Source organism: Qipengyuania sp. JC766, assembly GCF_040717445.1.
In the GTDB taxonomy this organism is placed as follows: Bacteria; Pseudomonadota; Alphaproteobacteria; order Sphingomonadales; family Sphingomonadaceae; genus JC766.
The window spans coordinates 65856-78027 of sequence record NZ_JBFEFL010000001.1; the positions used below are offsets into that span (position 1 = coordinate 65856).

Sequence of the window (12172 nt, forward strand, 5' to 3'; positions counted from 1 at the left end):
CCCGCCTATGCGGCGGGAGCCGCCTCGCCCATTTGCATAATCTCGACCTCGTGGCCTTCAGGCGTATGAACGAAGGCGATCCTCGCCGGCCCGAAATTCACGGTCTCGCCTTTCTGCGTGGCTCCTGCAGCCAGCGCCCGGGCCAGGTCGGCATCGAGATCGCGAGAGATCATGCCGATGGGGCCATAGCCGTTGCCGGTTTCTATCGCGCGGCCGTCCTTCCAGTGAAACAGGACGATCGTGGTCGCCCCCTGCGCGCCCGTCATCATGTGTTCGCGAAACCCGGGCGTATCGACCGTATCGGCATGCGTCAGATCGAAACCTTTTTCGAAAAAGGCGGTCGCCGCATCGATGTCCGCGACGGTCAGTTTGACGAAAGCGAAGCGGGCTGGCCCGGTCGTGCTCACATTGGTTCCTTTCGATCAGGGCTTTTGGCGGGGTCCTTGGGACGCATCAGGCTTTCCTGCGCGACGCTGGCGACCATGCGACCGTCAAGGCTGAAGAAATGTCCCCGATTCAGGCCGCGCGCAGCACCTGCCCATGGGCTTTCGGTGGCGAACAGGTGCCATTTGTCGAAGTCCGGCGTGTCGTGAAACCACACGGCGTGGTCGAGGGATGCGGCCTGTATCCGGTCGCTGCCCGGACGGATTCCGTGCGGCAGCAGCGCATTGCGCAGGAACATCATGTCCGATGCATAGCCCAGCAGCGCACGCTGAAAAGCGGGGTCGGCATTCGCAGGGTCGCGCATCCGCATCCAGACCGCAGTTCGCGCCTCGCGTCCTTCCGAACCGAACAGCAGGCCGGGGTCGACCGGCACGATCTCGATCGGGCGTTTCTGCAGTCGTTCCACGATCGGAGCGCTTCGCGCGCCACTATTGCCCGCGCGCCATTCTTGCAGGCCGGCCAGCGCTGCATCGATATCGAGCGGGAAGGGCGCCGGGCTTTCATGCTCATAGCCTTTCTCCGCGATGTGGCACGACACGGTCATCGTGAAGATCAGCGTATCGCCCTGCATGCCGTCGACCCGCCGGACCGCGAAGCTCCGCCCCGACGAAAGCTGGGTCACGCCGTACCGCACCGGATGCGCGCTCGATCCGGCTTTCAGGAAATGCGCATGGAGCGAATGGGGCAGGCGCCCCTCCGCCTCCATTTCCGACGCGGCCAGAAGCGCCTGGGCGATGGCATGGCCGCCGAACAGGCGGGGACCCATCGCGGGACCGGACCTGCCTTCGAAAGTTGCGGCATCGATCCTGTCGACCGCAAGGATTTTCGCAAGATCGGTGATGCCTTCCCTCCCGTGGCGTACATACCCGATATTCAGCGAACTTGCAGAAGGCAAGCCGATCCTAGAATTGGCGACAGACTTCGATTTGCAAGATCGTTCCCATGAATGGTTGACAATGTAACAACTAGTGTGACAACCTCTTTGAGAAATTCATGGAGAGACCGATGACCTACACAAGGGGCCGCGTCGTGAACGACGCCGATTCGCACACGATGGAAACGCAGGACTGGCTCGCGCCCTTCCTGGAAGGCGAATACAAGGAGATGTATTCGCAGGTGTATTCCAAGCGGGAAGGCGGCGAGAAGATCGTCCAGATGATCGACGCCGCGAAGGCTCGCAAGAACGATCCGGAGGCGCGGGCAAAGGCGCTCGCGAACCCCATCGAAGGTGCCAAGGGCTGGCTTGGCTATGGCGGTTTCGACAAGGACGAACGGGTCGAGGCGCTCGACTGGCTTGGCTTCGAACGCCAGCTCGTCTTTCCGACTTTCGGTCTCGCCGCCATCACCCGGGCACCGAGCGACGACCAGCGCTACGCGGCCGCATCCGCGCTCAACAAGGCGCAGCAGGATTTTTGCGATGCCGATCCGCGCATGGATTGCGTCGCATTCACGCCCCTCGACGATGCGGAGCGGGGACTGGCCGAAGCGAAACGGGCCGTTGAGGCCGGTGCGAAAGCGGTGATGTTCAGCGCGGGTCCTGCGGGCGACAAGAGCCCCGGCCATCCCGATCTGGACCCGTTCTGGCAGTATCTGGAGGACAACAAGATCCCCTTCATGCTGCATATCGGGCCGGGCACGAAAACCCAGCCGAGCAAGTTCAAGAACAACGGGCGCGAGCGTGCGGCCGACTTGCATGGCGGTGGCGAGAACCTGCGGTTCCCCGATTTCATGTGCCTGTGGTATGCCCCGCAGGAATTCCTCACCGCGATGGTCTATGACGGCGTGTTCCAGCGCTTCCCGGACCTGCGTGGCGGCGTGATCGAGAGCGGGGCGGGCTGGGTGCCCGAATTCCTGCGAATGCTCGACCACGGCTGGTACTCGTTCAACAAGACCGACCAGTACCTGAAGGACATGGACCTGATGCCTTCGGAGTACATCAAGCGCGCGGTCCGCTTCACGCCGTTCCCGAACGAGGACGTGGGTCACATGATCCGCGACTCCGCGCCCGAGCTTTACCTGTTTTCCAGCGACTATCCGCATCCGGAAGGCACGAAGGATCCGTTCGGCAAGTTCGAGACCTCGCTCGAAGGTTTCGACGAGGAGGTGAAGGACATGTTCTACCGCACCAATTACGATCACATGATGCACCGCGAGAGCGAGGCGCTCGCACAAGCGGCCGAATAGCCTTTCCGACGCAAGCTCACCCTCGAGGAGACTGACGGGGAGCATCCGGTGGATGCTCCCCCTTTTTTGGCCCTGTCAGGTGGTTTCGAAGCGCATCAGATCGATGATCGGGTCGACGGTTCCGGCGCTGTCCAGGCCGTCACACAAGGCGACCAGGCGATCGGCCTTTTCCTTGCCCAGCACGGGCTCGACCAGTTCGTGCGCCTTTTCCTCCACTTCGGATTTGGAGAGCGGGTGGGTGGGAAAGCCGGGCACATAGGCCACGTATCGCTCCTCGCGCGTGCCGTCCTTGCGAAGGAGAGTGACTCGCGCGCTTTCCGTGCGATCCTCGCCTTCCCCCATTTCCTGCGCTTCGTCGCGTATCACGGCCACCCGGTGCGCGAAGGCCTTTGCCGCTTCGTCGGTCGCCTGCCGCTCGAGCGATTGCGCGGACACGAAATCGAGATGCCCGTCGAGCATGATGATCGCCGCGAGATAGGGGATGTTGAGCGCGGGCATGTTCGCCCGCTCGAATGTCGCGGCCTCGCCGGGCATGGCCACCGTGATGCGTTCGACTTCGCCGGGCATCACCGTCCCGCGCAGGTCGAGCAGGGCGCGCACGGCGGGCTGGGTCGGCCCGCCGACGGGGTAGCGCTTCATCGCCGCGAGCGACAATTCGTAGTCCTCGTGCAACCCCTCGACCAGCGAGGCGTGGTTCGCGCCTTCGCCCTGGAAGGCGCGCCAGCGGAACCACGCATTCTCGTTGTCGAAGCTGGCGGGTACGCCGGTGAAGCCCAGCTTCGCCATCTGCGCTGCCTGCATCCCGTTGCGCGCGCCCATCCCGCCGAAGACGAACGCCTTTTCCACGTGCCGCACGTCCAGCAGCCATTGCCAGGACCCGGACGCCTGCTGCGCGCAATAGGCCAGCATATGATCCACCTGTTCCGCCGTGAGGCCCATCATCGCCGCCGCCGCGGCCGCCGCGCCGAACGTCGGCGCCACGCCGTGATTGGCGAGACCGGCGTAATAGAGGTTGCGCGTGCCGATCGCCTTCGGAAGCCTTCCCGCGATCTCGTATCCCGCGGTAACCGCGCCGACCAGTTCCGCACCGCTGCGCCCGTTGAGCCGCGCCGTTTCCAGCGCGGTCGGAACGATGGCGGGGCCGGGCTGGACATAGGCCGACGGTATGAAGTCGTTGATCTCGGCCGCATGCGCGGTCATCGCCGAGGCGAATACGGCATCGGTCGCAGAGGCGGTCAGGTGCGAGGCGAGGATCGGGCTACCGCCTTGGGGCGACATGGCGGCGGCGTAGCTCCGGCCCAGCCTCGCAGCTTCGAGCGAGTGGCACGCCACGATCGAGGCCAGCGTATCGAGAATGTGGAGCCGGGCCCGCTCGCGGATCGCGGCCGGGATCGCATGGCTCGCCGCCCCGGCGATGTATCCGGTCAGTTCAGGCGTGATCGTGCGCCACTGCTCCGGCGAAGCCGTCGCGGTTCCCCCGGCAGCCTGCCCGGCTGCCAGTGCCGGCCTGGTGACTGCCAGCGCGCTCGCCGCCGTCCCCGCCTTGATCAACCCGCGTCGCGTCATGCCAGTACCCATCCGGTTTCTCCATCCTCATGCATATCGGGGGTGGCCGGCAGTTGTCTGACAGTCAAACCAATAGTGATATTGGCGGGGGATCCGGCGCCGGGCGATCTTGCCAACGGGGCAGGGGCGCTGCACAGCGGGCCAATGGAAGCTACGGCGGTAGAAGGGGATCGGGAGCGGCAATTGCTGGCCGCCGCGGAAGACATGATCCGCGAGGGCCGCACGCTCAATCTTTCGCTGGCCGAAGTGGCCGACCGCATCGGTGTCAGCCGCAGCCTGCTCTATACCTATTTCGACGGCGTTCCGGCGATCGTCGATGAGCTTTTCCTGCGGCACATGGATACGCTCGGCGCGAGGATCCTGCCGCCCCTTGCGTCCGGAAAGACACCGTATCGCGACCGGGCGAGCGAGGCCTACGCCGCCTATCTCGACTACCTGATCGAGAGCGGACCGGTCCTGCAACTGATCCTGCGCGAACGGCACCAGGACAGCCCGCTCGGTCCGGAAAGCCAGCGCCGCTTCCGCCAGCTCGTTCGGCGCGTCGCCAGCGAAACCTGCCATGCGCTCGACCTCGCGCCGCGCGAGGCCTTCGTCCTGATCGAGCTGACCGGCGGCATTCCCGAAGCGCTCGCCCGGCTGGTGCGCGGCGGCGAGATCGACCGGGATACCGCGCACGCGACCTGCCGCCGCCTCGTCATGGCTTCCGTGGACGGCTTCGCGCCCGCACCTGCGCGCTGACGCTGCGGCCCTAGTCCGCTCCGGCGGTGAGGGCGTCGCCGCTGAAAGTGCCGGCCATCACGACGGTGAGGCAGATCTCCTCCACCATCGCGAAGGGCGCGCGCCTGCCGGCGACGATGCCCCCCGCTTTCAGCGCGACGGAGGTCAGTGCGGCGGTGGAGGCACGCGCGCTCTGCAGGTCCATCTTCCCCTCTCCGACAAGCTGCTGGAGGATTGGCGCGCGGGCGGCATCGCTCTGGGCGATCCGTTCGGGTTTGAGCGCGTCGCGCACCTCGGGCGTGCGGAACAGCATCTGGAGCAGCGGCCCCCGCCGGGCCGCTTCGTGCAGATACCCGATGGTCGACAGCATCACGCGCGTCTGGTGGTTGGTCCCGCGCGCGATGCGCCGGCGCCGCTGCGATTCCTGACCGGCGATTTCGCGCCGGGCCAGGGCCAGCAGCAATTCGGTCCGCCCGCCGAAGCAGTTGTGGACCTGCGTTTCGCTGATCCCGGCAATCCGCGCCACTTCGCGGATGGTCACGGCCGATACCCCTTCTTCCAGCGCGATCCTTGCGGCCGTGTCCATCAGGTGCTCCCGCCGTTCCTCGGCCGACATGCGCGTGCGCGTGCCGGGAGACTGGCGGGTCTGGCGGCGGCCAAGGGCGAAGGTCTCGCTCAGGCCGATAGGCGCTGGCGGGAGTTCCGGGCGAGGATCGCGCGCCGCGGCGGTGCGGGTCCAGTGCGATCTGGGCGGGCGCGGAATATCCAGCCGGTCGCAGATCTTGGCCAGCCCGTTTCCGGTCAGGCCATAGCGCGCGGCGACTGCGCCCATGGGTTCGGCCCAGATGCTTTCGAACAGTTCGGTGCGGGTGAGTTCCATGGTGCGACGCTATTCCAATCGTCCCGCGCAAGTCCATCGGAATACGCGGACGACACCGCGGAAAAGCCAATTCCCTTGTCGTACCCTATATTCGAATATGCTTGTTGTTAGATCGTAAACGGTGCGCTATGACGGAGTTCGATAACGAAGGGAGAGGGCAGAATGGCACGGTTTCTGGCGGCTTTGGCCGCCCTCGCCACCGGCTTCGCGGCGCAGGGCTCTAACGCGCAGATGCCGGACCCGATCGACGAGGTGCTGGTCGATGTCGACGCGGGCACCCTCATGGGATCGCGCGAGGACGGCGTACTGGTTTTTCGAGGTGTACCCTACGCCGCCCCTCCCACAGGCGACAATCGCTGGCGTCCCCCGCAACCGGTGGAGCCTTGGGCAGGCACTCGCGCTGCAACCGCGCACGAAGCGCCGTGTACCCAGCCGGTCGATACCGACACGACGGTTGCGAATTTCGGTGGCGTGAACGGGGCGCAATCCGAAGACTGCCTCTACCTCACGATCACCGCGCCCGAAAATGCACAGGGCGCGCCTGTGCTGGTGTGGTTCCATGGCGGCGCGTTCTTCCTCGGGGCAGGGAGCCTCGGCTCCTATGACGGGACGGCCAATGCGAAGCAGGGCGTCATCACCGTCAGCGTCAATTACCGTCTGGGGGCACTAGCGAATTTCGTGCATCCCGCGCTTGATGCGCAGGACCCGGACGAAGCGCAGGGCAATTACGCGCTGCAGGACGCCGTCGCCGTACTCGAATGGGTCAGAACCAATATCGGGGCTTTCGGGGGCGATCCGGACAAGGTCACGGTAGCGGGCCAGTCAGCTGGGGGCGGCATCGTCGTCAACCTGCTGTCGCTTCCTTCGGCCAAGGGCCTGTTCGATAAGGCGATCGTGCAATCGGGAAGCCTGCTGCTGCCCGATCGCCCGAAGGCCGAAGCACAGCGCATGGCCGTGGAGGCGTTGAAGACGATCGGCATCGAACCCGATGTGACGGCGGACGAGCTGCGTGCCGTTTCCGCCCAGACCTTCGCTGCGTCGGAGCCGCTGAGGGCAGGCTTCTTCTTCACGCCCGATCCCGGTTTCAAGCCGACATCGACGATCGCCGCGCTGCGGGCGGGTTCGGAAACCGACGTGCCGGTGCTCGTGGGCTCCAACCAGGGCGAGCAGGGCTTCGCCGCCGCCCGCACGCTGGCCGGACTGGCCGGCGATACGGGCGCACCGGCGTTCCTGTACCGATTCGATCACACGCCCGCTTTCAGGACCGGCGAATGGAAGGCCGGGCCGATCCATTCGGCGGAGCTGATGTTCACATTCGATTCGATCGACCGGTCCAGCTGGGGCGGTGAGAGGGCCGATGCGGCCGACCGCGCGCTGGCCGATACGGTCAACGGTTGCTGGGTCGCTTTCGTGAAGATGGATGCCGGTGCGCAGTCCTTCGAATGCGCCGACGGGTTCGCATGGCAATCCTATCGGCCCGGGGGCGAAGCGGCGCTGATCGGCACGGGTGGCCTGACAATGGCGCCGGCCGATGCGTTGCCGGACGGGCCCGGGGAGGGCGCAGCAACACGGGACGAATAGTCAAAGGGAAAAAAAGCCGAAAAACGGCCATTGTTGGGGAGAGAGAAATGATCGGTAAATCGCACTTCATGGCCGGGACGGCCTTCGCACTCGTGCTTGCACCTGCCGCGATGGCGCAGAGCGCCCCTGCAAACGACGAACCCAACCAGCCCGAGCTGGCCGAACCGGTCGAATCGAGCCCCGAGGTGACCATCGTCGTCACGGGATCCTACATCCGCGGCCAGAGCGAGGACGGTGCGCAGCCCGTCGATGTCTTCGGCCAGGAAGAGCTGGAAGCACGCGGGATCGACAGCCCGCTCGAATTCATCAAGAGCCTTCCCTCGGTCGGCCCGGTCCTGGGGGATTCGAACCAGTACGGCGCGGGCGGCAGCCAGGGGGTCGGTTCGATCAACCTGCGCAGCCTGGGCCGCGAACGCACGCTGGTCCTCTTCAATGGCCGCCGCTTTGCGACCGAGCCGGGCGACGGCGCGGCGGACACCAACCTCATCCCACTGTTCGCGCTCGACCGGATCGAAGTGCTGAAGGATGGTGCGGCCTCGACCTACGGATCGGATGCCATTGCCGGCGTAGCCAACTTCGTGACGCGGCGGGATTTCACCGGGATCGAAGTCGCCGGCGACTGGGAATTCGTGGACGGGTCCGACGACAACTACCGCGTCAGCGCGCTGGCGGGGTTCGACCTTGGCACCGCCAATTTGATGATCGGTGCCGGGTGGCAGCACCGATCGGAATTGCCGACGACGGAGCGGGACTTCACGCAGACGCCATACGCCGTGAACCCGACCGGCTTTTCCTTCCTGTCCAACCCCGGCCTTTATGCGCCGCTCGGCGTGATCCCCGGCCGGGGCGTCACGACCGTCGGCCTCGGAATCGACGGCAACCTCGTCGATGCGTGCGAATCGCTGGGCGGTATCGAAGGGGCGTTTCCCCGTCCGGGCGCGACGCCGTTGCCCGTCTGCCGCTACAGCTACGTGCCGTTCGTCAACCTGATCGAGGAGGAGGACCGCTACCAGGTCTACGGGCAGCTCACCGCCGACCTGTCGGACAGGGTCGCCTTCACGGCGGAGGCGCTCTATTCGCATACCGAGCTGAAGGAGCTCGGCTATTCGCCCAGCTACCCGATCACGCAGGGTCCCAACGGTCCGGGCAGCGCCAGCGCCTTCACCGTTCCCGCCAGCAACCCGGGCTATGCAGCGTTCCTGGAACAGACATTCGCGCCGGGCACGCCGCCGCGTCTCTTCCCGCCGGTCCTTTCGTCCATCGTGCTGTTCCGTCCCTTCGCCCTGGGCGGCAACCCGCTCGATCCGCGCGGCGCGGGACAGGGGCAGGCGATCAACGATGCATGGCGCGTGTCGGCCAGTTTCGACTTCGAACTGTCGGACTCGCTTTCGCTGCAGACGTCGGGGACCTACATCAACAGTTCGCGCTTCGCGTTCTCGAACGATATCGTCAGCGACCGGCTGCAGCGCGCACTGAACGGCTTCGGAGGGGAGAACTGCACCGGGACCACGCCGGGCGCGAATGGCTGCCTCTATTTCAACCCGTTCATCAATGCGGCCCCGGGCAATCCCGCCCTCGGCCTGACCAATCCCGCCTACGTGCCGGGTAACGAGAACTCGCGCGAGGTCATCGACTACTTCACGCGTCCGAGCGGCACGCGGGCGACCGAGGAACAGTACATCATCGATGCCGTGTTCAGCGGGGAGGCCGGCCTGTTCGGACGCACGCTGGGCTACGCCTTCGGTGCGCAGTACCGCAAGACCGACTTCGCGACCGATCCGCTCAACCGGTTCAGCGATCCGCAGGCCTACCCCTGTGCGATCGACGGGGACCGTTCGTGCCTCGACGATCCGGACGACACCAACTTCCCCGTGGGCGCCTTCGGCTTCCTCGGCCAGTATCCGCGCGCGCGCCTGTCGCAGGACGTCTACGCCATCTTCGCAGAGGCGCAGATGGAGGTGTTCGACGGTTTCGAACTGACCGGCGCCATGCGCTACGAGGATTACGGCGGCCTCGTCGGTTCGACCGTAAATCCCAAGCTCTCCGCCCGCTGGCAGGTCGCCGACTTCCTGGCCCTGCGCGGTTCGGTCGGCGACACGTTCCGCGGGCCGCTGCCGTCCGACCTCGGCACCAGCGGGGTCAGCGCGGTGGCCGGGATCAACGTGCTGGGCGGCGCGTACAAGGCGACCGATACGGTGGGCAATCCCGCGCTCGCGCCCGAAACCGCGCTCACCTACAATGTCGGCGCGATCCTGGAATTCGGCGGTTTCAACTTCAGCGTCGACTACTGGACCTACGAATTCGAAGGGCGCTTCACCGTGCTGCCGGTCCAGGCGATCGCGGCGAATGTCGCACCGGGCGGGCTCGACGGCACGCAGCTGGCGGACTGCTCCAGTCCTTTCGTGGAATACGTGGTCTTCGCCGGCGGCGTCTGCACGCAGGGCACGACGATCGGCAACGATCTCAGCCGTATCCGCACGCAGGCGGTCAACGGCCCCGACGTGACCACCAGCGGGCTCGATTTCAGCCTCAATTACCGCACGGACCTGGGGCCGGTGATGGTGAACGCGGGCGCCAACGCCACCTACACGCTGGAGTACGAGTTCAGCGATTTCGAGTTCAACGGACTGCTCTTCAGCGAAGGCTATGACGCCGCCGGCTTCTCGAACTACGACCGGGCGCCGGGCACGGTCTCGAAGTGGCGCGCCAGCGGTTACGTCAACTTGCGCTTCGATCCGGTCAGCCTGACATGGTCGAGCAACTATATCGGCGGGGTGGACGACAACCGTTGTATCGGACGGGAATTCTGCGCCGAAACGCCGGAGTTCGGCGGGACCAATTTCGGCCGCAGGGTGGGCGATTTCTTCGTCCACGACATCTTCGCGACGGTGGACCTGAACCTCGCAGGGATCGAGGCCGAACTGCAGGGCGGGGTCGAGAACGTGTTCGACACCGATCCTCCGGGGGCGCGGCTCGAATACAGCTACGATCCGTTCATCGGAACCGCCAGGGGCCGGACCTTCAAGATCGGAACCAAGGTCCGCTTCTGAGCGACGCCAGCGGAACCGGCCAGGCGACAGGGGCGGAAGTCTGACGAAGGCTTTCGCCCTTTCGCGCGCCGCGACACATCACCGGGGAGAATTCTCGATGCCAAGAACTGCCGTAATGCTCGCTTCGATTGCGGGGCTCGCCCTGAGCGTGCCCGCTGCCGCGCAGGAACCGCCCGCCGCAACGCCGGTGGTGGAAACCGAGGCGGGATCGGTGCAGGGGCTCGAACAGGGCGGCATCGATGCCTTTCTCGGCATTCGCTACGCCGCGCCGCCGCTGGGCGAACGCCGCTTCCAGCCGCCCGAGAAGCCAGAGGCATGGGAAGGCGTTGCCGACGCAACGGGCTACGGCGCGCCTTGCATGCAGCTCTATTCCGCGAGCGGCCCCAACGAGTCCGAGATGACCCGCCGCATCCAGGCGATCTTCCCGACTTCGACCGAAGCGAAGATGGACAACGAGGACTGCCTGTTCCTCAACGTCTGGACCCCGGCGGCGGGCGACGGGAACAGGCGGCCCGTGATGGTCTGGTTCCACGGGGGCGGCTACGCCTACGGATCGGGCAACTGGCCTGCCTATAACGGGCGCAACCTGGCGGAGAAGGGCGACGTCGTGGTCGTCACCGTCAATCACCGCCTCAACGCCTTCGGCTACCTCAACCTGGCCGACAGGTTCGGCGAGGAGTTCGCCGCATCGGGCAATGTCGGCAATCTCGACCTCGTCCGGTCGCTCGAATGGGTGCGCGACAATATTGAAGCCTTTGGCGGCGACCCCGAGAACGTGACGATCATGGGCGAATCCGGCGGCGGATCGAAGGTCAGCCACCTGATGGCGATGCCCGCTGCCGACGGATTGTTCGACAAGGCGGTGATCCAGTCGGGTCCCGGCGTGATGAGCGGCAAACCCGCCGAGGCGGCGGACTACGCGGCGCAAATCCTCGAAGCCGCGAGTGTCGAAACGATCGAAGACCTGCGCACCGTGCGCAGCGACGAGATCGTGCAAGCGGTACGCAAGGTTACCCCGGCAGAAGGCGCGATGGGGCGCGGGCCGCAGTTCGGACCGATCGCGGATGGCACGATCATCCCGCGCGACCCCTTCCTGCCCGCCGCGCCCGAACAGTCGCGCGATATCCCGGTGCTGATCGGGTACAACAAAGACGAGATGACGCTGTTCGTCGCCTCCCAGCCATGGTTCGGGCGGCTGACCGAGGGCACGCTGAATGCGATGACATCGGCGATGGGCGACCAGGCGGTGGCCGCTGTCGCTGCCTATCGCAAGCGCTACCCCGACTACTCGCCGACCCATCTCGCGGCTATCGCGATGGGCACCCGCTTCGTGCGCGGCACCTATCTGCTGGCGGACCAGCAGGCACGGACCGCGAGCGCGCCGGTCTATGTCTATCGCCTGACCTGGGAGACGCCGATCGGCGGGGGCATGCTGCGCAGCCCGCATACGCTCGACATACCGTTGATGTTCGACAATGCGAAAGAAAGCGCGGCGCTGGTCGGCACCGGCGAGGACGCCCAGACCATGGCCGACATGATGAGCGATGCCTGGATTGCTTTCGCCAAGACCGGCACACCGTCGAGCGCGCTGCTGCCCGAGTGGAAGGCCTACACGCCCGCCGCCCGCAACGTGATGGAACTGAACGTCGAGCCACAGCTTGTCGACGATCCGGAAAAGGACATCCGCGAATTGCCCAGCGAACTCTGATCGCCCTCACAAGAAAGGCCGGCGTCCCGCGTGGGGCGCCGG

At 65.8% G+C, this 12172-nt stretch carries 9 protein-coding genes; 5 read left to right on the forward strand and 4 right to left on the reverse strand.

Going from position 1 to position 12172, the window contains the following annotated elements; translation table 11 throughout:
- Positions 1–5: 5 nt before the first annotated feature.
- Together AB1K63_RS00370 and AB1K63_RS00375 are read right to left on the reverse strand one after the other, a co-directional pair.
- On the reverse strand, positions 6–407 hold the full coding sequence (locus tag AB1K63_RS00370; protein WP_366957898.1) for a VOC family protein: 402 nt from the start codon (positions 405–407) through the stop codon (positions 6–8).
- The gene (locus tag AB1K63_RS00375) at positions 404–1339 is read right to left on the reverse strand and encodes an acyl-CoA thioesterase domain-containing protein (protein WP_366957900.1); all 936 of its coding nucleotides are present in this window, start codon (positions 1337–1339) and stop codon (positions 404–406) included. The genes AB1K63_RS00370 and AB1K63_RS00375 overlap by 4 nt, the downstream gene beginning before the upstream one ends.
- 110 nt (positions 1340–1449) lie before the next feature.
- Between AB1K63_RS00375 and AB1K63_RS00380 the strand changes: the two genes are divergently transcribed.
- Complete coding sequence (locus AB1K63_RS00380) at positions 1450–2628, forward strand: amidohydrolase family protein (RefSeq protein WP_366957901.1); 1179 nt, start codon at positions 1450–1452, stop codon at positions 2626–2628.
- A 75-nt stretch (positions 2629–2703) separates the two neighbouring features.
- On the opposite strand, the gene AB1K63_RS00385 is transcribed toward AB1K63_RS00380, so the two are convergent.
- The gene (locus AB1K63_RS00385) at positions 2704–4206 is read right to left on the reverse strand and encodes an MmgE/PrpD family protein (RefSeq protein WP_366957902.1); all 1503 of its coding nucleotides are present in this window, start codon (positions 4204–4206) and stop codon (positions 2704–2706) included.
- Positions 4207–4338: 132 nt separating this feature from the next.
- Between AB1K63_RS00385 and AB1K63_RS00390 the strand changes: the two genes are divergently transcribed.
- Positions 4339–4932, forward strand: coding sequence for a TetR/AcrR family transcriptional regulator (locus AB1K63_RS00390; RefSeq protein ID WP_366957903.1), 594 nt, complete (start codon positions 4339–4341; stop codon positions 4930–4932).
- Positions 4933–4942: 10 nt separating this feature from the next.
- Here AB1K63_RS00390 and AB1K63_RS00395 read toward each other — a convergent pair whose 3' ends face one another.
- Positions 4943–5791 carry a TetR family transcriptional regulator gene (locus AB1K63_RS00395; RefSeq protein WP_366957905.1) on the reverse strand — a complete coding sequence of 283 codons (849 nt, stop codon included), beginning with the start codon at positions 5789–5791 and terminating at the stop codon, positions 4943–4945.
- A gap of 162 nt (positions 5792–5953) precedes the next feature.
- Here AB1K63_RS00395 and AB1K63_RS00400 point away from each other — a divergent pair, with 162 nt between their 5' ends.
- The 3 genes from AB1K63_RS00400 (at position 5954) to AB1K63_RS00410 (ending at position 12130) form a co-directional block, all read left to right on the forward strand.
- Positions 5954–7372 carry a carboxylesterase family protein gene (locus AB1K63_RS00400; protein ID WP_366957907.1) on the forward strand — a complete coding sequence of 473 codons (1419 nt, stop codon included), beginning with the start codon at positions 5954–5956 and terminating at the stop codon, positions 7370–7372.
- Positions 7373–7419: 47 nt separating this feature from the next.
- On the forward strand, positions 7420–10422 hold the full coding sequence (locus tag AB1K63_RS00405; protein ID WP_366957908.1) for a TonB-dependent receptor: 3003 nt from the start codon (positions 7420–7422) through the stop codon (positions 10420–10422).
- A 97-nt stretch (positions 10423–10519) separates the two neighbouring features.
- The gene (locus tag AB1K63_RS00410; protein WP_366957909.1) at positions 10520–12130 is read left to right on the forward strand and encodes a carboxylesterase/lipase family protein; all 1611 of its coding nucleotides are present in this window, start codon (positions 10520–10522) and stop codon (positions 12128–12130) included.
- Positions 12131–12172 lie beyond the last annotated feature (42 nt).

Bases quoted from the DNA above. Each gene is read 5' to 3' on its own strand.
- AB1K63_RS00395 (WP_366957905.1), bottom strand. From the start codon at position 5,791: ATGGAACTCACCCGCACCGAACTGTTCGAAAGCATCTGGGCCGAACCC.
- AB1K63_RS00405 (WP_366957908.1), top strand. From the start codon at position 7,420: ATGATCGGTAAATCGCACTTCATGGCCGGGACGGCCTTCGCACTCGTG.
- AB1K63_RS00400 (WP_366957907.1), top strand. From the start codon at position 5,954: ATGGCACGGTTTCTGGCGGCTTTGGCCGCCCTCGCCACCGGCTTCGCG.
- AB1K63_RS00410 (WP_366957909.1), top strand. From the start codon at position 10,520: ATGCCAAGAACTGCCGTAATGCTCGCTTCGATTGCGGGGCTCGCCCTG.
- AB1K63_RS00390 (WP_366957903.1), top strand. From the start codon at position 4,339: ATGGAAGCTACGGCGGTAGAAGGGGATCGGGAGCGGCAATTGCTGGCC.
- AB1K63_RS00380 (WP_366957901.1), top strand. From the start codon at position 1,450: ATGACCTACACAAGGGGCCGCGTCGTGAACGACGCCGATTCGCACACG.
- AB1K63_RS00385 (WP_366957902.1), bottom strand. From the start codon at position 4,206: ATGGGTACTGGCATGACGCGACGCGGGTTGATCAAGGCGGGGACGGCG.